Annotated in this window: 20 protein-coding genes; 9 read left to right on the top strand and 11 right to left on the bottom strand. The window is 60.7% G+C overall.

Features of this window, described 5'->3' with window-relative positions; all coding sequences use genetic code 11:
* Positions 1 to 31: 31 nt before the first annotated feature.
* From dedD to ACM3N8_RS16720, 7 genes are all read right to left on the bottom strand, one after another.
* The gene (gene dedD / locus ACM3N8_RS16690) at positions 32 to 811 is read right to left on the bottom strand and encodes a cell division protein DedD (protein ID WP_290019799.1); all 780 of its coding nucleotides are present in this window, start codon (positions 809 to 811) and stop codon (positions 32 to 34) included.
* Between the two features lie 99 nt (positions 812 to 910).
* Positions 911 to 2170: a bifunctional tetrahydrofolate synthase/dihydrofolate synthase gene (folC, locus tag ACM3N8_RS16695; protein ID WP_290019800.1), complete on the bottom strand. Its 1260-nt coding sequence runs from the start codon at positions 2168 to 2170 to the stop codon at positions 911 to 913.
* Between the two features lie 2 nt (positions 2171 to 2172).
* Positions 2173 to 3036 (bottom strand): acetyl-CoA carboxylase, carboxyltransferase subunit beta, encoded by an 864-nt coding sequence (gene accD, locus ACM3N8_RS16700; protein ID WP_042866098.1) that lies wholly within the window; start codon positions 3034 to 3036, stop codon positions 2173 to 2175.
* 119 nt (positions 3037 to 3155) lie between these two features.
* On the bottom strand, positions 3156 to 3965 hold the full coding sequence (gene truA / locus ACM3N8_RS16705; protein ID WP_241281030.1) for a tRNA pseudouridine(38-40) synthase TruA: 810 nt from the start codon (positions 3963 to 3965) through the stop codon (positions 3156 to 3158).
* A 168-nt stretch (positions 3966 to 4133) separates the two neighbouring features.
* Positions 4134 to 6302, bottom strand: coding sequence for a FimV/HubP family polar landmark protein (locus tag ACM3N8_RS16710; protein ID WP_290019801.1), 2169 nt, complete (start codon positions 6300 to 6302; stop codon positions 4134 to 4136).
* Positions 6303 to 6580: 278 nt separating this feature from the next.
* Positions 6581 to 7597, bottom strand: coding sequence for an aspartate-semialdehyde dehydrogenase (locus ACM3N8_RS16715; RefSeq protein WP_042866095.1), 1017 nt, complete (start codon positions 7595 to 7597; stop codon positions 6581 to 6583).
* A gap of 205 nt (positions 7598 to 7802) precedes the next feature.
* Complete coding sequence (locus ACM3N8_RS16720) at positions 7803 to 8936, bottom strand: 4-phosphoerythronate dehydrogenase (RefSeq protein WP_098983693.1); 1134 nt, start codon at positions 8934 to 8936, stop codon at positions 7803 to 7805.
* 510 nt (positions 8937 to 9446) lie between these two features.
* On the opposite strand from ACM3N8_RS16720, the gene ACM3N8_RS16725 reads away from it, so the two are divergent.
* A complete protein-coding gene (locus ACM3N8_RS16725; protein ID WP_098983692.1) occupies positions 9447 to 10169 on the top strand; it encodes a phosphatase PAP2 family protein in 723 nt (240 codons plus the stop codon).
* 84 nt (positions 10170 to 10253) lie between these two features.
* Here ACM3N8_RS16725 and ACM3N8_RS16730 read toward each other — a convergent pair whose 3' ends face one another.
* Positions 10254 to 11084 carry a MetQ/NlpA family ABC transporter substrate-binding protein gene (locus ACM3N8_RS16730; RefSeq protein WP_098983691.1) on the bottom strand — a complete coding sequence of 277 codons (831 nt, stop codon included), beginning with the start codon at positions 11082 to 11084 and terminating at the stop codon, positions 10254 to 10256.
* A 437-nt stretch (positions 11085 to 11521) separates the two neighbouring features.
* On the opposite strand from ACM3N8_RS16730, the gene ACM3N8_RS16735 reads away from it, so the two are divergent.
* From ACM3N8_RS16735 to ACM3N8_RS16765, 7 genes are all read left to right on the top strand, one after another.
* A complete protein-coding gene (locus ACM3N8_RS16735) occupies positions 11522 to 11887 on the top strand; it encodes a VOC family protein (protein WP_290019802.1) in 366 nt (121 codons plus the stop codon).
* A 72-nt stretch (positions 11888 to 11959) separates the two neighbouring features.
* Positions 11960 to 12550, top strand: coding sequence for a HEPN domain-containing protein (locus ACM3N8_RS16740; protein WP_103470478.1), 591 nt, complete (start codon positions 11960 to 11962; stop codon positions 12548 to 12550).
* Positions 12551 to 13023: 473 nt separating this feature from the next.
* Complete coding sequence (locus tag ACM3N8_RS16745; protein ID WP_416016391.1) at positions 13024 to 13392, top strand: hypothetical protein; 369 nt, start codon at positions 13024 to 13026, stop codon at positions 13390 to 13392.
* A gap of 19 nt (positions 13393 to 13411) precedes the next feature.
* Positions 13412 to 13951 carry a hydrolase gene (locus tag ACM3N8_RS16750; RefSeq protein ID WP_416016392.1) on the top strand — a complete coding sequence of 180 codons (540 nt, stop codon included), beginning with the start codon at positions 13412 to 13414 and terminating at the stop codon, positions 13949 to 13951.
* Between the two features lie 433 nt (positions 13952 to 14384).
* Complete coding sequence (locus tag ACM3N8_RS16755) at positions 14385 to 16262, top strand: S8 family serine peptidase (protein ID WP_416016393.1); 1878 nt, start codon at positions 14385 to 14387, stop codon at positions 16260 to 16262.
* 18 nt (positions 16263 to 16280) lie between these two features.
* Positions 16281 to 16742 carry a serine protease chaperone gene (locus tag ACM3N8_RS16760; RefSeq protein ID WP_098983685.1) on the top strand — a complete coding sequence of 154 codons (462 nt, stop codon included), beginning with the start codon at positions 16281 to 16283 and terminating at the stop codon, positions 16740 to 16742.
* 455 nt (positions 16743 to 17197) lie between these two features.
* Positions 17198 to 19579 carry a beta-glucosidase family protein gene (locus tag ACM3N8_RS16765; RefSeq protein ID WP_098983684.1) on the top strand — a complete coding sequence of 794 codons (2382 nt, stop codon included), beginning with the start codon at positions 17198 to 17200 and terminating at the stop codon, positions 19577 to 19579.
* Between the two features lie 103 nt (positions 19580 to 19682).
* On the opposite strand, the gene ACM3N8_RS16770 is transcribed toward ACM3N8_RS16765, so the two are convergent.
* On the bottom strand, positions 19683 to 20660 hold the full coding sequence (locus tag ACM3N8_RS16770) for a helix-turn-helix transcriptional regulator (protein ID WP_348687393.1): 978 nt from the start codon (positions 20658 to 20660) through the stop codon (positions 19683 to 19685).
* Positions 20661 to 21014: 354 nt separating this feature from the next.
* Positions 21015 to 23393, bottom strand: a complete 2379-nt coding sequence (ppsA, locus tag ACM3N8_RS16775; protein WP_416016394.1) for a phosphoenolpyruvate synthase — start codon at positions 23391 to 23393, stop codon at positions 21015 to 21017.
* A gap of 320 nt (positions 23394 to 23713) precedes the next feature.
* Between ppsA and ACM3N8_RS16780 the strand changes: the two genes are divergently transcribed.
* Entirely contained in the window at positions 23714 to 24526 is an 813-nt protein-coding gene (locus tag ACM3N8_RS16780) for a pyruvate, water dikinase regulatory protein (RefSeq protein ID WP_080741146.1), read from the top strand.
* A gap of 111 nt (positions 24527 to 24637) precedes the next feature.
* On the opposite strand, the gene ACM3N8_RS16785 is transcribed toward ACM3N8_RS16780, so the two are convergent.
* Positions 24638 to 24931, bottom strand: a complete 294-nt coding sequence (locus ACM3N8_RS16785) for a hypothetical protein (protein WP_290019806.1) — start codon at positions 24929 to 24931, stop codon at positions 24638 to 24640.
* Positions 24932 to 25247 lie beyond the last annotated feature (316 nt).

Below are 25247 nucleotides of genomic sequence, written 5' to 3' on the forward strand. Positions count from 1 at the left end.
TATTTTTTATTCGGCGTTCGTCAAACCCGCATCAGGGGTTGTAAGCCACCACTGAACCGCTGAGCCCCGTCATCTGGCCGATGCGACCCTGCATGCCCTGCAGCTTGGCCTTGGAGACATCCGGCCCGATGAAGACGCGGTTGAGCTGACCCTGCACCGGCGTTCTCGGCGAGGTGTGGGCCGAGTAGCCCGCCGCCCGCAACTTGCCCACCAGGGCATTGACGCTGTCGACGTTCTTGAAGGCGCCGAGCTGCAGGATCCAGCTGCCCTGAGCCGGCGCGGCCGCGGCGGGTGCCGGGGTGGCTGCCTGCTGTGTCATCTTGCTCGCAATGAGATCATCCATCGACTTGATCTGGCCCGCCTGCGGCTTGGTCTCCACCGGTTTTTTCACTTCCACCGGCTTGGGCGGGATCGGCTTTGGCTTGGGCGGCTCGACCGGCTTCTTGGCGATCACCTCGGGCTTGGGCTTGACGACCGGCTGAGTCACCGGCTTGGTGGCAGGCGGCTGGGTCTGCGTCGCCGGGGTCTTGTTGGCCGCGAGTGTGACCGGATCCGAGACCTCCTCGACCTGCCACTGCTCGGCGGCAGAGGCCTGCTGCTGGCTGGCCAGATGTTCCGCCGGCAAGGCGCTGGCGGCAGAGACCTGCAGCGCCGGTTTGGCGGGTTCCAGCTCGGGGCGCAGCGGGATCTTGGCAAATGCCTCTTCCTTTTGCTCCAGCTTGTGGCCGTCCATCAGATCCGGCAGAAAAATGACAACCAGGGCCACCAGGATGACGGTCCCCACTAATCTGTTCTGAAACTTCGAAGCCAAGTTAATTCCTACCCATGTTGCTTAGCCTATGACACGCAGACGAGGGACTGGCCCGGGAAAACAGACCCGAAGCCGTGCCATTCAACCTGCCAGTGCCGATCAGGACGCAGTGCCCGCCAGAATGTCGGCGACAGTGTAAAACGAACCAAACACAATGACCATATCATCAGGACTCGATGCGGCCAACGCGGTCTGATAGGCGGCCGTGACGCTATCAAAGCGCTGAGCAACGCCTTTGCCCTCCCCCAGCGCGGCAGCGAGCTGCTCGGCACTGGCGGCGCGCGGGCCGGTGAGACTGGCCAGATACCACTCGCCAATCAGGCCGTCTAGCTCGGCGAGCGAGCCCGCCATGTCCTTGTCTTTGAGCATGCCAACCACGGCGCGCCGTTTCCCATTGCAGGGGATCTGGCGCAGCTGGCTCGCGAGATAGGCCGCCGAATGGGGATTGTGGGCCACATCGACGATGACCAGGGGCTCGCTTTGCAGCCGTTGCATCCGGCCAGCCAGCCTGGCATTGGCCAGCCCGGCACGGATGGCAGACTCCGGCAGCGGCAAGCCTAGCGACTCCAGCGCCGCCAGCACTGTGACAGCGTTCATCAGCGGCAGCGCAGGTTTGGGCAGATCCCGCCACTGGTTGAGGCCGCGGTAATCCCAGCCGGTCTCATGCTCTTTACCAGAGAAGTCGACCCCCACCTGACGCAGGCAGGTGCCGAGGCGCTGCGCCTCTGAGGCTATGGTCGCCGGCGGGTTGGGCTCGCCGCTGATGGCGGGTTTGCCGGCGCGATACACTCCCGCCTTCTCCACTGCCACCGCTTCGCGGGTATCTCCCAGCCAGTCGCAGTGATCGAGCGCGATGGAGGTGATCATGGCCACATCGGACTCCACCACATTGGTGGCATCGAGCCGACCGCCCAGCCCCACTTCCAGCAGCAGCACGTCCGGCGCGGCGCGGCAGAAGAGCCACAAGCCCGCCAGGGTGGCGAACTCGAAGAAGGTGAGCGCTATCTCGCCGCGGGCCGCTTCCACCTCGGCAAAGGCGGTACAGTGATCGCCGTCAGCCAGCTCGGCGCCGTCGATGCGCACCCGCTCGGTAAAGCGCAGCAGATGGGGAGAGGAGTAGACGCCGACCTTGTAGCCCGCGGCCATCAATATGCTGGCCGCCATGGCACAGCTGGAGCCCTTGCCGTTGGTGCCCGCCACAGTAATCACCTTGAACGGCAGTTGGGTAAGACCCATGCGCCGGGCGACGGCACCGACCCGATCCAGCCCCATGTCGATGTTGACCGGGTGGATCTGCTCCAAATAAGAAAGCCAGTCGACCAGCGACCGGCTTTGGGATTGTTGCATGTTTGAACTCATCTTCACTCTTCGATGACGTGAGTATTCAGCATTTTGGCGAGCAGGCTGGCCAGACGGTTGCGCATCTCGCGGCGATCAATGATGAGATCGATGGCGCCCTTCTCCAGCAGGAACTCGGAGCGCTGGAAGCCTTCCGGCAGTTTCTCGCGCACCGTCTGCTCGATGACGCGCGGGCCGGCAAAGCCGATCAGCGCCTTGGGCTCGCCCACGTTGATGTCACCCAGCATGGCCAGACTGGCGGAGACGCCCCCCATGGTGGGGTCGGTCAGCACAGAGATATAGGGCAGACCCGCCTTGGTAAGCCGGTCCAACGCAGCACTGGTCTTGGCCATCTGCATCAGGGAGAAGAGCGCTTCCTGCATGCGGGCACCGCCGGAGGCGGAGAAGCAGACCAGACCGCGGCCTTCTTTGATGCTCTCCTCGACGGCACGCACGAAACGGGCACCGACCACGGAGGACATGGAGCCACCGATGAAGGAGAACTCGAATGAACAGGCGACGACCGGCACCCCCTTGAGGGTCCCCTTCATCACCACCAGCGCATCTTTTTCTCCCGTCTCTTTCTGAGCGGCAGACAAACGATCCTTGTAGCGCTTGGAATCCTTGAATTTCAAGACATCCTGCGGCTCCAGCTCGGCACCGATCTCGGTGCGGCCCTGCTCATCGAGAAAACTCTCGAGACGGGCACGAGCGCTGATGCGCATATGATGATCACACTTGGGGCAAACTTCGAGATTGCGCTCCAACTCTGCCCGGTAGAGCACCTGTTCACAAGCACTGCACTTGGTCCACACCCCTTCCGGAATGTTGTGACGACGAGGTGTAGTGATCTTGCTCTTGGGAAGGATCTTCTCAAGCCAGCTCATGGAATTCCTTAATGCTTTTGTGCCTGACAAAACGCATCGAGCCTAGATTGTTCAATGACTTAATAGCTCGATGGCAATAAATGACGGATCATTAAACCACAAATTTTCGGGGCCAGTTACTAAAAACTGGTCGTACCCGGTGCCGAGTCCGGCAGCCAGAGCGGGCCGAGCGGCAACTGCGGCAGGGCGAATTCAGCCGGGTAATCCACGTCCACCAGATAGAGGCCACCGGCCTTGGCGGTGGGCCCGGCCAGGTTGCGATCCTTGGCGGCCAGCACCTCGGCAATCCACTCCACCGGTTTGAGTCCCTGCCCCACCAGCAGCAGGGAGCCGGTGATGTTGCGCACCATGTGGTGCAAGAAGGCGTTGGCCTTGATGTCGAGCACGATGTAGGGGCCGGAGCGGCTGACGCACAGATGCGTCACATTGCGCCAGGGGGTGTTGGACTGGCAGGCAACGGCGCGGAAGGTGCTGAAGTCGTGCTCCCCCAGCAGGCTCTGGCCCGCCCGGTGCATCAGCGTCGCATCTATGGTCTCGTGGTAGTGGCTGACGCCGCAGCCGAGGATCGCCGGACGGTAGTTGTGGTTGTAGATGACATAGCGGTAGCGACGGGCGGTGGCGCTGAAGCGGGCGTGGAAGCTCTCGTCCACCTGCTTGACCCAGCGCACGGCGATGTCCGGCGGCAGGTTGGAGTTGAGCCCCAGGGTCCAGGCCCCCTCGGCACGGTTCGCCTCGGTATCGAAGTGGATCACCTGACCTGTGGCATGCACGCCGGCATCGGTGCGACCGGCGCACTGGATGGAGACAGGGTGGTTGGCAATCCGGCTGAGGGCCTTCTCCAGCTCGGCCTGCACGCTGATCACTTCTCGCTGACGCTGCCAGCCGAAATACCGGCTGCCGTCATATTCAATACCTAGGGCAATTCGCATGGATAACACTTGTCTTATGGTGAAAGAAGGGCGGTAAAAGAAACGGGGCGGATTATACGCGCTCAGGCTGAAAAGTCCCAAAAACCGCATCCCGCTCGATATAGGCCCCCAATAGAGAAGGGCAGCCTGCCGGCTGCCCTTCGTTACCTGATCACATAATGCAAGGGGTTACCCCAGTCGCTTGAGCAACTTCTCGGCCTCGGCGCGCTGGTGATCCGTGCCCTGCTCCGCCGCCTCTTGCAGCAGCTCGCGGGCACTATCCTTGTCATCGATCTCGAGGTAGGCACGGGCCAGATCCAGCTTGGCCCCCACCCCGCCATCGTCGGCATCCACATCAAACCCGGTGGATTCCGGCAGCACCTCGGGGAAACCATCCAGCCCCACATCCAGCGAGAAGCCCTGATAAGGCTCCTGCTCAGTGGTGCTGGCATCGGCCTCGGCCAGCAGCTTGTCGATCTCGACGTAGCCGCTCTCCTGCGCCTGTTCCCGTGGCTTCACGTCTCCTTGATGGGATTCCACCTCGGCGAAGGCATCCTCAAAATCGGAGAGCGCCAGCTCGTTGGGATCCCACTCCAGATCCGGCTCGGCCGCCTTGCCCTTGGCCGGTGCCAACCCCAGTTCCGCCAGCATCTCGTCGGCGCTGGTATCGGCGGCGCTCTGCTGCGCACTCTCCTTGCCAGCGGCAGGCTCGGCAAAGGCGCTTTCGAAGTCGCTCAAATCAAAGGAGGCCAGCTCCTCGTCGCTGACCACGGGCTCGGCATCCGGCTGGCCGTCATCGTCGGCATCCAGATCCAGATCGGCGGTGAGATCGGCGTCCAGCTCGGCAAACAGCGCGGCCTGCAGCTCCTCTTCACTCATGACCTCATGACCGCCCTTGGGCGGGTTGAACTCGCTGGCGAGATCGAGATCCGGCCCGGCATCAAGCTCGATGGACTCGTCATGGGCGAGATCCAGCTCGGGCACCAGATCCGGGTCACGGATGGCAGCCTTGGCGGCCGGCGCAGGTTCCGGCTCGAAACTGGCCAGATCCATCTCGCCATCGTCGCTGAACACCAGATCGGCCGGCGCCTCTGGCTCGGCCACCGCCATATAACCATCAGGCGTGTTGAGATCCGGTCTCGGCCGCATCGGCTCCTCGTCCGCGATGCCGACCGTCATCAGCTCGTCAAATTCGCCGCTCTCCTGATCCATGACCATGGCGGTGGATTCGGACAGGCTCTTCTCCTGCTCTTCCAGCTCACGACGTGCCCGGGCACGCAGCCAGAGCGTGACCAGCGCCAGCACCAGCAACACGGGCAGCAGTATGATCATCGCCAGGTTGAGCGGCGAGGCGAGCAAGTCCATCAGCCAGTTCTGCTTGGGCTCGGGAGCCGCCGCCACCGGCGGTACCGGCTTGGCTTTCAACTCGGCAATCTCTTTTTGCAGCGCAGTCTGATCCAGCAGCTGGGCCTTGAGGGTCTCCACCTCTTCGGTCAGGGATTGCAGGCGCAGCTTGAGCCTGTGGTTCATCTCAGTGACCTGACCGAGCTGGGCATTGGCATCTTCCAGCGCCAGCGCCATCTCGGTGGAGGGCTTGCCGACCGGTTTGCCCACATCGGCCGGCAGCGGAGCAGGTGCGCTAGCACTGGCGGCGCTGGTTGTTGCTGCCTGGCTTGGTACGGGTTCGGCCGCCTTGGCAACCTCTTTGACCTCGGTGGCCGGTTGTGGCGTGGTCACCTTGGGTACGGGCGCAGGAATGGGGGCGGCCTTGGGCGCAGTCGCCTTGGCAGGCGCGGCGGCAACCTTGGTCTCCGCCGGCTTGGCCGGCTGGGCATGTTTGTTGGCCAGGTATTTCGGGCTCAGCCCTTTCCAGCTGGCGTTGTCGCTGTTGAAACGCTGACGAGCCTGCGCATCCGTGATGACGCTGGCCTCGGCGGCGCTTGGCAGCTGAATGCGGGATCCCACCAGTATGTGGTTGATGTTGCCATCGGCAAAACTGCGGGGATTCTTCTCGTAGATCGCCACCATGGTCTGGTAGACGCTCACCTTGTTGGAGGGGCGGTACTTGCTCGCCAGACTCCAGAGGGTATCGGTGGGACGGATCGGGCCATAACTGCCGGCATTGCTGGTCGCAACCTGCCGCACTATGGGCTGGGCCCTGGCCTGGCTGGGTTGGGACGTGGCGCGGGGAGCGGCGACGGGTTGCGCCAGCGGCTGGGAATTGACGGCAGGCGGAGCCGGTTCGTCCGGGCCCTTGAGCTCAACAAAAAAAGGCTCCCGCGCCGAGTCTTCAGCCTGGGCGGTGCCCAGCAGACCCAATGCGAGTAGCGTTGCCAATGTTATGCGGGAATGTCCCATATTCGTTCCTTCGTATGACGGCCCTATCGCATTGAAAAATCTGGATAGTTACCCCAAAACAGTCGGTTCAATATAAATCAGGCTCAGGTTGCAAGCCAGCAGTCCGACACATTTAGCACCCAACTTGTTTCTGAGTGTAGGAAAAAACTTAATCAGTTGATATCGCGAAAAATTCTCGGGGCCATAGAGTGCGGCCCCGGTCACATCCACACCGCATGCGGGTGGCAGGTTTCACGCCCGATGGGGCTCCTTCCCCATCGGGCCAGCCGATCCGCGGATTAGAGGTAATCGCGCACCAGCAGCTCGGCAATCTGCACGCTGTTGGTCGCGGCACCCTTACGAACGTTATCGGCCACGATCCACATATTGATACCACTCGGGTGAGAAATATCCTGACGGACCCGGCCGACCAGCACCTCATCCTTGCCGGTGGCGTCGCGCACCGGGGTCGGATAGTCAGCTTCGTCATCGAACAGGGTGACGCCGGGGGCATTGCGCAGCAGCTCCTTGACCTGATCCGCATCCAGCGGCTGGTGCAGCTCGACGTGGACCGCCTCGGCGTGACCGTAGAACACGGGCACCCGCACACAGGTGGGGTTCACGGCTATGCTGGCATCTCCCAGGATCTTCTGGGTTTCCCACACCATCTTCATCTCTTCACGGGTGTAGCCGTTGTCGGTGAAGCTGTCGATCTGCGGAATGAGGTTGAAGGCGATCTGCTGCGGGTAGAGGGTCGGCTCCACCGGACGGCCGTTGAGCAGCTGCGCGGTCTGGCCGGCCAGCTCGCTCACCCCCTCCTTGCCTGAGCCGGAGACGGACTGGTAGGTCGCCACGTTGATGCGGGCTATGCCCACCTCGTCGTGCAGCGGCTTGAGCGCCACCAGCATCTGGATGGTGGAGCAGTTCGGGTTGGCGATGATGTTGCGGTTGCGAAAATCGGCCAGCGCGTCCGGGTTCACTTCCGGGATCACCAGCGGGATGTCTGCGTCGTAACGGAAGCAGGAGGTGTTGTCGATGACGATGCAGCCATGCTCGGCGGCGATGGGCGCCCACTTGGCAGAGACCTCGGCCCCGGCGGAGAAGAGCGCTATCTGCACCTGGCTCCAGTCAAACTCTTCCACGTCCTTGATCTCGAGGTTCTTGCCACCAAAGCGCACCGTATCACCGGCGCTGCGGCTGGAGGCCAGCGGATAGAGGGTGCCGACCGGGAAGGCGCGCTCCTCCAGAATTTCGATCATGGCCTGACCCACGGCGCCGCTGGCGCCCAATACCGCTACGTTGAATTGCTGACTCACTGATGTTCTCTCCTGTGGAATTACCCATGGATGGCGCCGGTGAACCGCCGCTATCCATGGTGTCGCTGACGCACGCTGGCATCACAGTTGGCAGGCTGACCTGCCCGATAGGGGATTTGGCATCATGCCAAACCGGACAAGGGCGGAACCGGGTGTGGCACAGGATCCGCCCATTTTCTGGTGTTGAATTCGGGATTGAGCCGACTCACTCGGCCTGAATGCCAAAGCCGAGCCGGGCCAGGGTATCGCCGGCGAAAGGGCCGCAGACATGCAAGGAGGATAGCTCGCGCCGCTCCGGGTAGTGTTTGCGCTGTTCATCGAAACTGCCGGGCAACTCAATCCGGTTGCGAAAGCGGGCATCGTCGCGACGCACGTCATAAATGAGGTGCACCAGCTGCTTGATCAACGCCTGATCCGCCGGTTGACCCGGTGTCAGTGCGCGCACCTCGGGGGCTGGCAGCAAGGATTGCAGATCCTGGCGCGCCGGGCGGCCCAGCTGCTGGCACAGAGCCTGATAGAGCATCCAGGTGCCGCGCGCCTTGCCCTCCAGGCTGTAGCCTGCGATGTGAGGGGTCGCTATCTCGGTATGGGGCACCAGGGCACGCAGTGGCTCTGGCTCCCCTTCCCACACATCCATCACCAGCCGCAGGGGCTCAGGCCTTTGTTGGCGAACAAGCAGCGCCTGGTTGTCCCACACCTCGCCACGGGAGGCGTTGACGAGGATCTGCCCGGCTGGTCGCGCGGCGATCACCCGCTCATCCAGCAGGTGGAAAGTGGCATCCGGCCCCTCGCGGGTGATGGGCACGTGGAAGCTGACGATGTCGGCGCCAAGGGCGCTCTGGTAGTCGACAAACGCCCCCGCTTCACCCGCCTGCGCGGCGGCCCGGGCGCGCGGCGGATCGCAGCGCAGCACCCGCATGCCGAGGGCCTCGGCCTTGCCCGCCACGCATTCACCGGTGTTGCCGGCGCCTATGACGGCGAGGCTCATCTCGCTCAAATTGAGCTCATGACGCTCGGCCAGCACCAGCAAGGCACTCAGCACATAGTCACCGACCGAATACTTGTTGCAGCCGGGCGCACTGAAGAAGGGAATGCCCCGCTCGGCCAGCAGCGCCTTGTCTACGTGATCCGTGCCTATGGTGGCGGTGCCGACGAACCCGAGCCGCGGGCTGGTGGCGAGGAGCTCGGCATCGACCCGGGTCACGGAGCGCACCAGCAGCACATCGGCATCTTGCAGATCCGCCGCCTGCATCTGTCGTCCTGGCAGGGGGATCACCTCGCCAAATTCGGCAAACAACTCGAGGGCGTGGGGCATATTTTCATCAACGACGATCTTCATCGGGCTCTCTCACTTCGCAACCGGCCACAGGCGCGCCATTCTAGCCCAAACCAACCGAATTTTCAGATGCTTATTCGCCCCTGCCCTTTCACCACACTCGCTCCGCCCGGCCGGCCCAAAGCGGCCAGATGCCCAGATGCGGGTTCGCCCATGTCCTTTCACCACAGTCGATCCGCCCAGCCGGCCCAAAGCGGTCAGATGCCCGGATGCGGGTTCGCCCATGCCCTTTCACCACACTCGCTCCACCAAGCCGGCCCAAAGCGGCCAGATGCCCAGATGCGGGTTCGCCCATGCCCCTTCACCACAGTCGATCCACCAGACCGGCCCAAGCCGCCAAGATGTTCAGATGCTGCCGCCCCATGCCCATATCGCCATCTCGGCCCGAGCCACACTCATTTGTAACCCCATGTTACAGTCCGGTCGGTGCGACTTGACCGACAAGCCGAGGCTGGCACAATGGCGCCTCTTTTTTATCTGCCCCTGTTACACGCACCCGTTACGAGCCCTGTTATGCCGACTCATGCCTCTTCGTTGCCGCGCCGCCAGGTGCTTGGTTTCAGCGCCGCCCTGATACTACCGCTGCTGCTGCTGACCTGCCTTCCCTGGCAGCCCTTTATGAGCAACGCTCTGCAATCGGGCTGGCTGTGGTGGCCCTACGCCCTCACCCGCATGGTGGATCTGCCCGGCCTCGCCGTCAGCATCGCCGCCCTCTTGCTGCTGACCCGACACAAGCTGACGCTGAGCCTGCCCGCCACGCTGGCCCTCGGTGGCGCCCTGTTTGCCGTGCTGGCGGGAGACTGGGCCATCAAGAGCCTGGTCAAACACCTGACCCAGGAGCCGCGCCCCTATCTGATCTGGCTGGAGAGCCAGAACCTGATCCCCGCCATCCAGCAGTTCTACGCCAGCAAGGTGGAAGTACGCAGCGAGCAGGTGCATGCGGCCAGCCTCTTGCTGGCCCTGCCCGAGTGGCTCGGCAACCACTGGCAGGCGGAGGTGAACTACGCCTTCCCCTCCGGCCACAGCATCGCCGCCATGAGCCTGGCACAGTTCTTCGGCCTGATCTGGCTGGCCCGCGCCCCCGCCGGGGTCTGGCTGCTGCCGCTGTGGGCGCTGGGCATAGGCCTGTCACGCATGCTGATCGGCATGCACTGGCCGCTGGACGTGCTGGCGAGCGCCCTGCTTGGCAGCCTGACCGCACTCGTTGCCGCCCGCTGGTGGCTGCACCGCTACTGACGCCTGTGACGACGCCAACAAAAACGGGCACCTTCTGGTGCCCGTTTTTGTTGATGCGATAGCGTCACATACCCATGGCCATGCTCAGTTGCTGGCGCTCTGCCCCTGCCAGCCCTCTGGATATTTGTAACCCACGAAACGCTTGGCGGCATAGGCCTTGAATTCGGGGGAGTTGTAGGCCGCCGCCACGTCCTTGGCAAAGGGCTGCCCGGCATCGGCGCTTTTCACCACCACCCAGTTGATGAAGTTGTAGCTGCGCTCGAGGAACAGGCCCTCGCTGAACGCAATGCCGCTGGAGGCGGCGAAGTTGCCGTTGATGACGGAGAAGTCCACATCTTCCCGCGAACGCGGCAGTTGCGCTGCTTCCAGCTGGATCAGCTTGATATTGTGCGGATTTTTCGCCACATCAAACTCGCTCGCCTTGAGCGGATTGATCCCCTCCTTGAGGGTGAGCCAGCCCAGATCCTGCAGCATCAGCAGAGCCCGCGCCTGATTGGTCGGATCGTTGGGAATGGCGACCGTGCTCCCTTCTTTCAGAGCCTTCAGCTCGCCCAGCTTGCCGGCGTAGAGCCCCATGGGACCGGTCGGCACCTGGGTGATGGGAGCCAGCGACAGGCCCCTGTCTTTTGAGAAACTCTCCAGATAGGGTTTGTGCTGGAAGCAGTTCACGTCGAGCGAGCCATCGGCCAGCGCGATATTGGGGGTCACGTAGTCGGTGAACTCCACCAGTTTGACCTTGTAGCCCTTGGCCTCCAGCTGCGGCTTGATGGAGTCGGTCACCATGTCGGCAAAGTCCCCGACTGTCGTGCCAATCACTATCTCTTTCTTGGCCGGATCGGCGGCAAGAACGGAAAACGGCAGGCTGCTGGCCAGCAGTGCCAGCGCGGAGAGGGTGAAGAAGGAACGACGCTGCATAAGAAACTCCCTGTCAACATGATCAAAACGGTGGCCTATGATGGCGCTTGCCACCATGGATATATTCGCCACAACCATCTAGCCATCCAAACGGCTAATTAATGCCACCATAACAGAGCCTCTTCCCGTCGCCAAGCAACAAAACAGGGCAAGCTTAACCAAGCGGCAGCTAAGCCCGGCTTTCAACCCGGTTGGGCTATCGTGCAGAAAATCTTTGATAAACCACACAGTTATTGTTTTTGCCCCCTCCCCAAACCGGCCGCAACTGGCTTATTGTGGCCATTCGGTACCCTTTTTCGTCAGGGTGCCAGGTGCGCTTTGTCGGGCTCACCCTGCGGAAGAAGGTGCACACTGGAGGCGTCATTCAGGGGCGGTAGCGACTATGTTGGCACCAGACCCCTTATCGATCGTCTTATTCAACCAGCCAAGGAGTTGCCGTGATCGATCACGTTGAAATCAAGACAGTGCATTTTGACGACTGCAAGCGCTTCTACCAAACCGTACTCCGCCCATTGCATATGGAACTCAAGTGGACAGATGATGCTGCTGCCGGTTTTGGCCTGATCGGTCGTGACAAGGTGAGCTTTTTAATCGAAAGGTTCGAGCAAAATACCCCCTGCCATCTTGCCTTCAGCGCCACGACTCAGGCACAAGTCGATGCTTTTCACTTGGCAGGTATTCAAGCGGGCTTTCGCTGTAACGGACAACCGGGACCTCGTGCTCACTATGCTCCTGATTATTACGCCGCATTCTTGCTTGATCCGGATGGGAATAATGTAGAGGCAGTGGTATATATTGAATGATGATACAGGTCGATGTCGAGCAGCTCTAAATACCTGAACAAGAAAATAATGTTACAAACAGGGACAAGGAATATGTCAAAAGCGATTCAAGGATTTGAATACTCAATTAAAGATGCTGAAGAGCTGCTAGCCCATTTTGATGGTATCAATGCCAATCCACCACCACCCAGCAGTGAGGTTTTAAAACGAGCCGGGCTAGTAATGGCACTCACCGCTTGGGAAACCTATGTGGAGGACCGGCTGGTTGAGGAAATGCATAAAAAGCTAGCCATAGTGCAGGGCAGTTACTTGGGTGATTTCATCCTGAAAAAATTACATACAGATTTAAAATCCTTTCATAATCCAAGCTCAGATAAAACGAAAAAAATATTTATGGATTATCTTGGGTTTGATGTGACAGAGGGGTGGCACTGGTCTAACTACGAACCAGAAAAAGCCCGCTCAACACTTAATCAATGGATCAAAAAGCGCGGTGAAGCCGCGCATCGCTCAAAACCTATCAACACTGGCGTAGCAGCTCCTCATCTTATAAAACGTGATGAACTAGAAAAAGTGATCCGATTTATCAGAGATCTGGTCAAGTCTACCGACTGTTATATCAATGAAAAGATTGATCTGCACCATGCGACTGTTTTCGAACGTCAAAACCAGCTTTCAACCTGACTGAGGAGTCAACAAATGGAATGGCTAGTTGCAATAATTATTTTTGTCATAATAGGTGTCATTTTTGGAAAACCATCATCTTGCAGTATTTGTGGTCAGTCTATAAAGAAGACATATTATAAGTGGACAATCGATGAAAAGAAGCAAACACTTTGTCCAAAATGTAATTCACAGATGGAGCGGAAAGTTAGCAAGGAAGCATTTAATCGTCGTTTTGGTTAATGATTCTCCGCTGGCTAACAAACCGATATTGAGTACTTCAACAGGCGTTCCACCTCTTTAGTTGTCACTACATTTACAATTTGAATTACTTTATTTTTGACCGGCGCTGGCATTGCGGGTAGGTTTATGTGCCTTATCGACAGGGTGCCGTGACTCATATTTTATACGTCACCATGTCAATGGCGAACGGCATGGAAGGCACGCCAGATCACGAGCAGGGAGCAAGACCACCCCCTATTCAAGGAGTATTCATGAGCCCCAAACAACAGCTGATCGCCAAAGGCATCTTTATCGCTTCGACGCTTTTTTCTTTGGCCATGATAGCGTTTGTTGCATGGTCCGTCGTCACGGTCAGCCCGCTGCACCCGGCCGGATCAGCCCCGTCACAGGGGGTCAGCATCGGCCTCGCACTGGCCATCGGGCTGTTTGTCATAGCATTCAACTATGTGGCCTATCGCGGGCTCACCGAGCCAGTGAAGGGCTTCAAAGTTGTCTTCTGGTGCTTTATCGCGCTGCATCTGTTTGCCTTGCCAGTCGGTACCGCCATCGCGCTGACCCTCATCTATCTGTGGAACCAGTCGCGTACATCTGTCATGCGTCCACTGGGCGCCACCCACTGATCTGACCCAGGGAGCCATCATGCTGACCACCACGAACACCGGCCTGCTGGTCGTCGATATTCAGGGCAAGCTGGCACGGCTCGTCGAGGGGAGCCCTGCCCTGATTGCCAACAGCGCACGGCTGGTACAAGGGGCCCAGGCACTGGGCTTGCCGGTTGTCTGGCTGGAACAAAATCCGGACAAGCTGGGGCCGACTGTGCCCGAGCTGCAACCGCTGCAAAGCGGCGCCCCCGTGCTGGCCAAGTTCAGCTTCGGCGCGCTGGGGGAGCCGGCAGTGGCCGCCGCGCTGGCCCGGACGGGCAGGCGTCACTGGCTGGTGTGCGGCATAGAGGCCCATATCTGCGTTTACCAGACTGTGCTGGGACTGCTCGACAGCGGCGCCCATGTCTCCCTGGTGGTGGATGCCGTGTCGTCCCGCAGCGCCGCCAACCGCGACTTGGCCATCGCTCAGCTGGCCGCCCGTGGTGCGCGGCTCACCTCGGTGGAGATGTGCCTCTATGAGCTGCTGGGGGATTGCCGCCATCCGGCGTTTCGCCCGATCCTGGCCCTGATCAAATAACGGCTGGCCACTCTCGGCCAACTCCTCACATAAACACGGCGCCACTGGCGCCGTTTTCATTGCCGCCTGGGTGCAAAACCCACCTCCCGGCATGGCAGGCTTGCCGGCCACATAACACCCGCTTGGGTATGTGTCATATCTGGTCAGGGCCAGCCCAACGCGGCTGCCTCGGCACTGCCGCAGCCAGGGTGAATGGTGAGTTAATAACATCTTGATCTATAAAGACAAAGATCAACAGCCTCTAACTGAGAAAAGTTCTCAATACAACATATAAAGGGATTCGCAGGAACCCCCATATGGTTGAAAACCGGTTTGTAATGGGATTTTTTTGAGCCTTATCTCAGATCAGAAATGAGCGCTTTTTGGCTCTGTTTTTCCCGTGTATAGATGCCAGTCGCACCCAGGACGGTGCGATATAAGATGGAGTTTATTAATGAGAAAAACATCGTTGGCGTTGGCAATCTCGGCCCTGCTCTCGGCCCTGCCTATCGCTTCAGTTCAGGCTAATGAGAGTTGCACCCCACTCACCGGCAAAGAGGCCGGACTCGATACCGGTCGCAGCAGCGCAGTCAGTTGTCTGCCCGGCATCAACCCCCTGCAGGACCAGCAGTGGCACCTGCTCAACAGCGGCCAGAATGCCTTCAGCCCCCGCGGCGGCGTGGCGGGCAATGACCTCAATCTCTGGTGGGCACACCGCACCGAGGTATTGGGTCAGGGCATCAACGTGGCCGTGGTGGACGATGGCATGGCCATCGCCCACCCGGATCTGGCCGACAACGTGCGCCCCGGCTCCAAAAACGTGGTGACCGGCAGCAGCGATCCCACCCCGACCGATCCGGACAGTGCCCACGGCACCTCGGTATCCGGCATCATAGCCGCGGTGGACAACACCATAGGCACCCTGGGGGTGGCCCCCCGCGCCCAGTTGCAGGGCTTCAACCTGCTCGATGACAACAGCCAGCAGTTGCAGAAGGATTGGCTCTACGCCCTTGGTGGCAATGCCGTCACCGCAGACAACCGGGTCTTCAACCAGAGCTACGGCATGAGCCTGGTCGATCCAGAAGGGGCCAACGGGCTGGATCAGGTGCAGCTCGATCGCCTGTTCGAGCAACAGACCCAGCAGGCGCAGGGGGCGGCCTATATCAAGGCGGCGGGCAACGGCTTCAACCGGATTGCCTCCGGCAACTATGTGCTCAACCGCACCGGCAACCTGCCCAAGCTGCCGTTCGAGAACAGCAACATAGATCCCTCCAACAGCAACTTCTGGAACCTGGTAGTGAGCGCCATCAACGCGGACGGGGTGCGTTCTTCCTACTCCAGCGTCGGCAGCAACGTCTTCCTGAGCGCCCCCGGCGGGGAATACGGCACGGATGCGCCCGCCATGGTGACCACGGATCTGCCCGGCTGCGACATGGGGTACAACCGGGTGGACGATCCCAGCACCAACCGGTTGCACAACAACCCGCAACTGGATGCCAGCTGCGACTACAACGGCGTGATGAACGGCACCTCCTCGGCCACCCCGAACACCACAGGCGCCATGGCGCTGCTGATGTCCGCCTATCCGGACTTGTCGGTGCGGGATCTGCGCGACCTGCTGGCCCGCAACGCCACCCGGCTCGACGCCAATCAGGGGCCCGTGCAGATAAGTTACACGGCCGCCAACGGTCAGCGCCGCCAGGTGACGGGTCTGGAGGGGTGGGAGCGCAACGCGGCCGGCCTCTGGTACAGCCCGACCTATGGTTTCGGCCTGGTGGATGTGAACAAGACCCTGGCCAGCGCCGCCAGCCATGATCCGCTGCCGCCACTGGTGCAGTTGCCCTGGCAGAAGGTGACGGTCCGGGATCGCGCCGTCGGCGCCATCCCGGACGTGGGCAGCAGCCCGACCCGCTCCAGCACGCAGGTCGATCAGCCATTGACGGTCGAGGCCGTGCAGGTGATGGTGAGCCTGGATCACCAGCGGCTGCCCGACCTGCTGATCGAACTGGTCTCGCCATCCGGCACCCGCAGCGTGCTGCTCAACCCCAACAACAGCCTGGTGGGACAATCCCTCGACCGGCAGCAGCTGGGCTATGTGCGCACCAAGGGGCTGCGTGACATGCGCATGCTCTCCCACAAGTTCTACGGCGAACCGGCCCAGGGCGAGTGGCGCCTGGAGGTGACCGACGTGGCCAATGGCAGCCGCCAGGTCTCGCTGCTCGATCGCAGAACCAACACCCGCAGCACCCTGACCGAGCGCAACAATAGCCAGCCGGGTCAACTGCTCGACTGGTCCCTGCGGGTTCTCGGTCACGACGCAGCCCGTTCCTGATCACAGAGGAGTCATAACATGAAACACAGCTTACTCAGCCTTGCCCTGGCAAGCCTGCTGGCCTCGGTCTGCGTACACGCAACGGCCGACGAATCGGTGGTGATCGATGGCAAGCAGTACAACACCGTAGAGGTGAATGGAAAGACCTACCTGACGCCGGATAACGGCAGCAAGAAACGGGTCGCCCGCAGCCTGGATGGCAAGGTGCCACAACAGACCCTGCGCAGCGGCGACGTCCTGCTGCAAGGGGTCGCCAGCCCTAAGCTGACCGTCAGCGGCACCCTGCTGGTGGAGGCCGATGACAATCAGGCCAAGGCGCTGGCGGACCGCCACGGCCTGCAGTTCAAGCAGAGCAGCGGTGGCATCGCCCTGCTGCAGGCCAAGCCAGGCACGGATCTGAACGCCATCGCCACCCAGCTCAAGCAGCAAGGGGTCAGGGTGCAGATCGAACTGGCCGGTGCACTGAAACAGCCAAAGTGAGCAAACCCTTGCGCTGACAAGCGCGAGGTATCTTGCACACGCCGAGGGGGCCGCTGGCCCCCTCTCTTCTGCCCGAGCGTCTGCGCCCCGCATCTCAGGGCAAATCGCACCCCAAGCCTGACCGCCCTGTTGCCGCCATCCGCAATGGTGGGTCATCCAGCCTCCCCTTTCCCCTCCCTGCCGCGCAGCCTGTGATGCGACCCCTGTCACAACTTGGCACCCTTGCTCCCAACTGCACATTTCTCGCTCCGCCAAGGCAAGGCGCAGCCAGCCCAACTTGCTAACCTGCCTGCGGCTCCGGCCATGGTTGCCCCCTTGCACATGCACCCTGGCCCACCCTGAGCCGTCATCGATATCCATGGGAACCCGCCATCAGAGCGGCCGCCCGGCCCGATCACCTGCCGGTGTCGATATCGCACTTGCCTTTTTATTCAGACAGTTACGAGGAAGTCTTCATGCCTATCACGACAAAAATGAAAGCGGTTTCACTCGGCGTCAGCCTGGCGCTGGCCGGGCTGCTGGTTGGCTGCAACCAGAACGATTCGGATCCCCTGGTAAAAGACGACGCCTATTACCGCGGCCAGGCCGAAGCCATGGTGGCCAAGCTCACCCTGGACGAGAAGCTGAGCCTGCTCTCCGGCCCAGGGTATGGCAGCGCCAACGGCGCCATCAACGTCAAGCAGGATGTCGCCGGGGTAGCGGGCTACATCAACGGGGTGGCGCGCAGTGCCGACGGCATCGACATTCCGGCCCTGAAACTGGCCGACGGCCCGGCGGGCCTGCGGATCAGCGCCAACCGCGACGGCGACAGCGCCACCTATTACGCCACCGCCTGGCCCATCGGCTCCCTGCTCGCCTCCAGCTGGGACGTCAACCTGGTCAAGTCCGTCGGTGAAGCCATGGGGGACGAGGTGCGCCAGTACGGGGTCGACATCCTGCTGGCCCCCGGCATGAACATTCAGCGCAACCCGCTCAATGGCCGCAACTTCGAGTACTACTCGGAAGACCCGCTGCTCACCGGCAAGATAGGCGCCGCCATGGTCAACGGGGTGGAGAGCAATGGGGTGGGCACCACCATCAAGCACTACTTTGGCAACAACTCTGAGACCAACCGCAACCAGATCAACGACATAGGTGAGCCGAGAACCTTCCGTGAAATCTATCTGCGCGGCTTCCAGATCGCGGTGGACGAGGCCCAGCCCTGGGCCGTGATGACCTCCTACAACAAGGTCAACGGCACCTATGTCAACGAGCGCAAGGACGCCGTGACCGATGTGCTGCGCGGTGAGTGGCAATTCGATGGCCTGGTGATGTCCGACTGGTTTGCCGGCGATGTGGCCAACAACGCCTACAAGCAGGTGCTGGCGGGGCAGGATTTGATCGAACCTGGCAACGTCAAGGAACAGCTGCAGCAATCCATCGAGCAGGGGGATCTCGACGAGGCCAAGGTGACCGAGGCCGCCATCCATATCCTGACCCAGGCGATGAAGAGCCCCTCCTACAACCAGCTGGCCGTCAGCAACAGCCCGGATCTGGCCGCCCACGCCAAACTGGCTCGCCAGGCCGGGGCCGAGAGCATGGTGCTGCTGCGCAACGAAGCCAGCGCCCTGCCCATAGCCGCGACCAGCAAGGTGGCCAGCTTTGGCATCAACCAGATCAACACCTACAAGGGGGGCACCGGCAGCGGGGATGTGAACGCCGCCAGCACCACCACCATAGCCCAGGGGCTGGCCAGCCGTTTCCCGGTCAACGGGGCGCTGCAGGCTTACTACGGCGATTTTTATGAGGCCAACAAGGTCTATCACGAGGGGCAATTCGGCGCCAAGGGCTACTACACCTGCGACGAGGCCGCCGTCAGCCCGGCCCTCGCCAGCCTGATCACCACGGCCGCCAGCGAGCAGGAGGTTGCCGTCATCAGCCTGGGTCGTCAGGCCGGTGAGGGAGCGGATCGCACCGACAGCAAGGGCGACTACCTGCTCGGCGACGATGAAATCGCCCTCATCGACGCGGTGAGCAGCGCCTTCCACGCCCAGGGCAAGAAGGTGGTGGTGGTGCTCAACGTCAACGGCGTCATCGACACAGCCCAGTGGAGCCACAAGGTGGATGCCATACTGCTGGCCTACATGGCGGGGCAGGAAACCGGCCATGCGGTCGCGGATGTGCTGTCGGGGGCGGTCAACCCCAGTGGCAAGCTGGCCCAGAGCTTCCCGCTCAGCTACGCCAGCGTGCCCTCCGCCGGCACCTTCCCGGGTGAGGATACCGACGGGGACGGCGAGCCGGACGATCTCTACTACAACGAGGGGATCTACGTGGGCTACCGCTACTACAGCACCTTCGACAAGGCGGTTTCCTACCCGTTCGGCTTTGGTCTCTCCTACACCAGCTTCGGCTACACCAGCCCCGCCATCGCCAACAATACCCTGGCCAAGGGCGCGGCCGGCAGTCTGGTGCTGACGGCCACCATCACCAACACGGGCGCCGTGGCGGGCAAGGAGGCGGCCCAGGTCTATGTCAGCGCCCCCGAGGTCAAACTGCAAAAACCGACCATAGAGCTCAAGGCCTTTGCCAAGACCAAACAGCTGGCACCGGGCGCCAGCGAGCAGCTGAGCTTCACCATTCCGGCCAGCATACTCGCCAGCTTCGATGAGGCCAGCAACCAGTGGATAGTGGAACCTGGCAGTTACAGCGCCTACATCAGCCCCTCTTCCGATGTCTCCGCCACCACGCCGGTCAGCTTCACCGTGAGCAAGGAGATAGTGGTGAGCAGCACGACCCCGGGCGCCCTGGCCCTGCCCAGCGGCGTGGATGCCGCCACAGTCACCACAGTGACAAAATAAGCGAGCCCAGGTAAGAAATGAAGGTGATGGGGGGAGCGCCAGGGGGCGCCCCCCTTTGTTGCCTTCAGCCTTGACGGGATCAGGCGCAGGTCTGGTCCCGTTATTATTGGCGGGTATTGCGATAGGCCAGCGGGGTCATATTGGTATTGGCCTTGAAGAAACGATTGAAGGCACTCTGGGAGGAAAAACCCACCAGATCGCTGATATTTTGCAACGGTTGCTCTCCCTCTCCCAATAAACGGCAGGCCTCCATCATCTTGACCCGTTTCAAGATGGCGGAGAAGCTGCTGCCCTCCCCCTGCAATTTTCGGTTCAGGGTCCAGCGGCTGATATTCATGGCCGAACAGACATCCTTGAGTAAATGGTCATCGCTCTCCATGACACCACCGCGGATTTTATGGCGGATCATGTCCGCCACCAGATTGGCAAAGGGCACCCGCTCATCGATATCGCTGCAAATATGCGCGAGCTGACTTGTCTGCAGGCGGCAAAGCGGCCCGTTGTAGCTATCGGCGCGGCTATCCAGCAGGGCATTGTCTATGGTCAGGGTGTTGCCCGGCTGCTCCCAGCGGCAGTGGGTACCAAAGAAGTGATCCAGCTGGCGGTGATGGGTCGGCGGCTTGCCGACGAACCCCACAAAGACGCCAAGGCCGGGTGCATAGACCCGCAGGATCCGGTAGAGAATGACGAAATTGGGGATGGCCTGACTCGCGCCCAGGGCGGCAGGCCCTTGATTGATATACTCATATTGGCTAAACAGCGCCCCTCTTCGCACCACAAAATCGTCACAGTTGCCGATGACGGTGCGATAGGCCAGCAGGGCTTCGATGGCGGCGCGAGGGGACGGCTGGTTCAGGCAGAGGCTGATGAGCGCCGGATAGTGCTGGTAGAGGTCGGCGATATCGTAAGACAGTATGCCCTCGTGAAAGCCGCTCAGATGCCGCTGCATCAGGCTCAGCATGCGGTAATGGCTATGGGCCAGGATCCGGCCATGCTCACGGTGAATATCGAATGGCGTCAGACCGGCAGCCATCAGGATGGCATCCGTATCTCCCCCCTGCTGCTGACAGGCCGTCAGCATTCTTCTGATCACTTGATTTGATACGCTCTGTGACATCTGCCTACCTTGGCCATATTAATAACAAACAACGTATTTATTGATAAATAGAACGCGAGCGGAACCTGTTTATCCCGCCTTGCTCGACATGACGTGAATATAGTGATCCGCCCACTTCGTCATGACATGGCAGGCTTATTATGGGGTGGCGATGAAGTGAACAGATGTAACGGAGTGTAAAACCAAGATCTGGCGCGCCTATTTTGAGCAGGAATAAAAATATCCCGGACAAATAACGCCATCGGGTTTATTGCGCGATAAAAATGGCGCCCTCAGGGGGCGCCATTTTCATTATTCGCAGGCAGGAACCGACGAGGATCAGCCAGCCTTGTGCTGCTCGGCCAGATAGAGCCAGGTATCGACTACGGTATCCGGGTTGAGGGACACAGAGTCTATGCCCTGCTCGACCAGCCAGGCGGCGAAGTCCGGGTGATCGGATGGCCCCTGGCCACAGATGCCGACATACTTGCCCGCCTTGCGCGCGGCCTGGATAGCCATCGACAGCAGCGCCTTGACCGCCTCGTTGCGCTCGTCGAACAGGTGGGCGATGAGGCCCGAGTCCCGGTCCAGTCCGAGTGCGAGCTGGGTCATGTCGTTGGAGCCGATGGAGAAGCCATCCACGTGCTGCAGGAACTGATCCGCCAGCAGGGCGTTGGAGGGGATCTCGCACATCATGATCACCTTGAGCCCCCGCTCGCCACGGCGCAGCCCGTTCTCGGCCAGGATGTCGATCACCTGCTCCACTTCACCCACGGTGCGCACGAAGGGGATCATCACCTCGACGTTGGTCAACCCCATGACGTCACGCACCCGCTTGATGGCCTCGCATTCGAGGGCAAAGCAGGGACGGAAGCTGTCGGCTATGTAGCGGGATGCGCCACGGAACCCGATCATAGGGTTCTCTTCGTGAGGCTCGTAGCCACGGCCGCCCACCAGGTTGGCGTACTCGTTGGACTTGAAGTCCGACATCCGCACTATGACCCGCTCCGGCCAGAAGGCGGCGCCCAGGGTGGCGATCCCTTCGGTCAGCTTGGCCACGTAGAACTCACGGGGGCTGTCGTAACCCGCGATCATCTTGCGGATGGTGGCCTGCAGTTCAGGACTCTGCTGGTCAAACTCCAGCAGGGCCTTGGGGTGCACGCCAATCATGCGGTTGATGATGAATTCGAGCCGCGCCAGACCCACACCGGCATTGGGCAACTGGGCAAAATCGAACGCCCGGTCCGGATTGCCGACGTTCATCATGATCTTGATGGGCAGGCGCGGCATGTTGCCCACCTCGGTGACCGCTACGTCGAAATCGAGTTCGCCGTCATAGATGAAGCCGGTATCCCCTTCCGCGCAGGAGACGGTGATAAGCTGACCCGGTTCAATGCGTTTGGTGGCATCACCACAACCCACCACGGCCGGAATACCCAGCTCGCGGGCTATGATGGCGGCGTGACAGGTGCGCCCGCCACGGTTGGTGACGATGGCGGAGGCCCGCTTCATGATGGGCTCCCAGTCAGGATCCGTCATGTCGGTGACCAGCACATCGCCGGGCTGTACCTCGTCCATCTGGCTGATGGAGGAGATGACCCGCGCCGGGCCCGCGCCAATCTTGTGGCCGATGGCACGCCCCTCGATCAGCACCTTGCCCGCCTGTTTGAGGGCAAAACGTTCGAGCGTGTTGGCCTCCTGGCGGCTGCGCACCGTCTCGGGACGGGCCTGCACTATGTAGAGCTGGCCATCCTGTCCATCCTTGGCCCATTCGATATCCATGGGGCGACCGTAGTGCTGCTCTATGATGAGTGCCTGTTTCGCCAGCGCCATCACCTCCTCATCCGTGATGCAGAAGCGGCTGCGCTCGGACTCAGTCGTGTCGACTATCTTCACCTGACGGCCGTGACCGGCATCGTCCGAGTAGGTCATCTTGATCAGTTTGGAGCCGAGCGTCTTGCGCACCACGGCAGGACGCCCGCCCCTGAGGGTGGGCTTGTGCACATAAAACTCGTCCGGGTTGACGGCCCCCTGCACCACCATCTCGCCCAGGCCCTGGGCACCCGTGATGAAGACAACGTCGTTGAAACCCGACTCGGTATCCAGGGTGAACATGACACCGGAGGCAGCCAGATCCGAGCGCACCATGCGCTGCACCCCGGCCGAGAGCGCCACGCCCTTGTGGTCATACCCCTGATGCACCCGGTAGGAGATGGCGCGATCGTTGAACAGTGAAGCAAACACATGCTTGACGGCAATCATGACGGCGTCTATGCCGCGTACGTTAAGGAAGGTCTCCTGCTGACCGGCAAAGGAGGCGTCCGGCATATCCTCGGCGGTGGCGGAGGAGCGCACCGCGAAAGAGGCATCCAGACCCGCACTCAGCTTGTCGTAGGCGGCGCAGATCGCCTGCTCCAGTGCAGGCTGGAACGGGGCGTCGATCACCCAGTCTCGGATCTGCTGACCGGCCCGGTTGAGGGCGGCTATGTCGTCCACATCCAGGGTATCGAGCAGATCATGGATCTTGCCGTTGAGGCCGCTTAACTCCAGAAACTCGTTAAACGCAAAGGCCGTGGTCGCAAAGCCACCCGGCACGGATACACCGGCACCAGAGAGGTTGCTGATCATCTCGCCAAGGGATGCGTTCTTGCCGCCAACTCGTTCTACATCTTGCATTCCGAGTTGTTCGTACCAGAGTACGTACTGTTGCACTTGCATGTCTCCAGGTTGGTGGGCTCGGGTGCCGTGGCACCTTCTGCGCCAAATTAGGTGCGTGAGTTATATGCGTTATTGTTCGTTTCTACTGTTGCCAACGACCGTGAAAACGTTTTCTACTTGTTGTCAAAAAAATCCCCGAGCAAGATTTGGGGATGGCCGAATGACACAGACATTCTACAATGCCAACACAAAAAGGTAACGACTCAGGTTTGCAAGCCACTTCACAACTTGGGCACAGCAGATCGGTTGACAAAATCGGTATGGTTTCGAGAGATACTGACTGCTCGCAACCTCGCCAACCCGTACCACAGGAGCGCATCGTGCACACCGTATTCTATGTATCCGACGGCACCGCCATCACGGCCGAGGTGTTCGGCCACGCCGTCTTGAGCCAGTTTCCGCTGGTGTTTGAGCAAGTCACCATCCCCTTCGTGGAGACCCAGGAAAAAGCCAGGCAGGTGCGGGCGCGCATCGACGAGCAATTCCGCCAGACCGGGATACGCCCCATACTGTTTCACACCATAGTCGACCCCCTGGTGCGGGAAGAGGTGCTCAAGGCCCAGGCCAGCAGCCACGACTTTCTCAACACCTTCGTCAGCCCGCTGGAACAGGAACTGGGGGTCAAGGCCGAACCCAGACTGCATCGCACTCACGGCATGGAGAATCGCAAGCTCTATGACGATCGCATCGAGGCGGTGAACTTCGCGCTGGCCAACGACGACGGCATCACCACCAAGGAGTATGAGGAGGCGGACATCATCCTCATCGGGGTCTCCCGCTGCGGCAAGACTCCGACCAGCCTCTATCTGGCGCTGCAATTTGGCATCCGGGCCGCCAACTACCCCTTCATCGAGCAGGACATGGGCACGCTGGACTTGCCTAGCGCCCTCAAGGCCAACCGCCACAAGCTGTTCGGCCTCACCATAGCGCCGCAGCGGTTGCACGAGATCCGCAACCAGCGCCGCGCCAACAGCCGCTATTCATCGCTGGAGCAGTGCGAGCAGGAGCTGGCGAGCGTGGAGCGGCTGTTTCGCCAGGAGGCGATCCGCTTCCTCGATACCAGCTCTCATTCGGTGGAGGAGATAAGCGCGAAAATTCTGGAGGCAACCGGCATGCGCCGTCAGCTCTATTGAACCGGGCTGAGGTTCGGAGCTGAGCCCGGCATGGTCCCTGGGTGACAGGCAGCAAGAGTGACAGGCAGACATGAAAACCGAGCCAGATGCAGCCGCATCTGGCTCGGTTTTTTATGATTGGCGGGAACGGGAAGCAGTGCTGTTCAACTCCTTGTTGTTCATCAGCATGGCATAGAAGTTGAGCACGCCGTGACGCCGGCGTACCCGTTCGGTCAACCAGAGCGATGGCAGCAAACCGACGGCGCCGGCGATCAGCAGCACGGTTCGAAAGTGCATCACCAGATAGTCATCACCCTGCACTGCCCAGACCAGCATGCATCCCGCCGCCATGGTCAGCAACAAGGGAGAGAGCCAGACAGTCAACCAGAGCACGACGGCCAGCAGGCTGCCAATAATACGTTGCATGAATCACATCCTTTTTACGGAGGAGGCTTCATAAAACAGGAATACACCAAAGAGTCAACCCGACAGCGTTCGATTGCGCACATTGCGAGCAACCACTCCCCTCCTGCGCGTTCGAATCATAAAAAACCTGTCTTGTGCCTAAAAAACCGGCGAATGATGAGGAAAACAGGTGCGTTGACGGCCGATTATCACTATTCTGCTTCCGTTGGTAGCCGCCACAAAAAACAACAAGCGGCCTGCCGTAACGAAATAAATACGGATTTCGTCACGTTTCAAGCACGCTTTGCCGTGCAAGGTCACATGGAGTGACTCGACG

It is taken from the genome of Aeromonas sp. A04 (assembly GCF_047780465.1).
GTDB classification, from domain to species: domain Bacteria; phylum Pseudomonadota; class Gammaproteobacteria; order Enterobacterales; family Aeromonadaceae; genus Aeromonas; species Aeromonas bestiarum.

Excerpts from the sequence above, each read along its gene's own strand:
- ppsA (WP_416016394.1), bottom strand. The coding sequence starts at position 23,393 with ATGCAAGTGCAACAGTACGTACTCTGGTACGAACAACTCGGAATGCAA.
- ACM3N8_RS16750 (WP_416016392.1), top strand. The coding sequence starts at position 13,412 with ATGCTGACCACCACGAACACCGGCCTGCTGGTCGTCGATATTCAGGGC.
- ACM3N8_RS16710 (WP_290019801.1), bottom strand. The coding sequence starts at position 6,302 with ATGGGACATTCCCGCATAACATTGGCAACGCTACTCGCATTGGGTCTG.
- truA (WP_241281030.1), bottom strand. The coding sequence starts at position 3,965 with ATGCGAATTGCCCTAGGTATTGAATATGACGGCAGCCGGTATTTCGGC.
- ACM3N8_RS16785 (WP_290019806.1), bottom strand. The coding sequence starts at position 24,931 with ATGCAACGTATTATTGGCAGCCTGCTGGCCGTCGTGCTCTGGTTGACT.
- accD (WP_042866098.1), bottom strand. The coding sequence starts at position 3,036 with ATGAGCTGGCTTGAGAAGATCCTTCCCAAGAGCAAGATCACTACACCT.
- ACM3N8_RS16720 (WP_098983693.1), bottom strand. The coding sequence starts at position 8,936 with ATGAAGATCGTCGTTGATGAAAATATGCCCCACGCCCTCGAGTTGTTT.
- ACM3N8_RS16725 (WP_098983692.1), top strand. The coding sequence starts at position 9,447 with ATGCCGACTCATGCCTCTTCGTTGCCGCGCCGCCAGGTGCTTGGTTTC.
- ACM3N8_RS16765 (WP_098983684.1), top strand. The coding sequence starts at position 17,198 with ATGCCTATCACGACAAAAATGAAAGCGGTTTCACTCGGCGTCAGCCTG.
- ACM3N8_RS16745 (WP_416016391.1), top strand. The coding sequence starts at position 13,024 with ATGAGCCCCAAACAACAGCTGATCGCCAAAGGCATCTTTATCGCTTCG.
- ACM3N8_RS16740 (WP_103470478.1), top strand. The coding sequence starts at position 11,960 with ATGTCAAAAGCGATTCAAGGATTTGAATACTCAATTAAAGATGCTGAA.
- ACM3N8_RS16755 (WP_416016393.1), top strand. The coding sequence starts at position 14,385 with ATGAGAAAAACATCGTTGGCGTTGGCAATCTCGGCCCTGCTCTCGGCC.
- ACM3N8_RS16760 (WP_098983685.1), top strand. The coding sequence starts at position 16,281 with ATGAAACACAGCTTACTCAGCCTTGCCCTGGCAAGCCTGCTGGCCTCG.
- ACM3N8_RS16770 (WP_348687393.1), bottom strand. The coding sequence starts at position 20,660 with ATGCTGACGGCCTGTCAGCAGCAGGGGGGAGATACGGATGCCATCCTG.
- folC (WP_290019800.1), bottom strand. The coding sequence starts at position 2,170 with ATGAGTTCAAACATGCAACAATCCCAAAGCCGGTCGCTGGTCGACTGG.
- ACM3N8_RS16730 (WP_098983691.1), bottom strand. The coding sequence starts at position 11,084 with ATGCAGCGTCGTTCCTTCTTCACCCTCTCCGCGCTGGCACTGCTGGCC.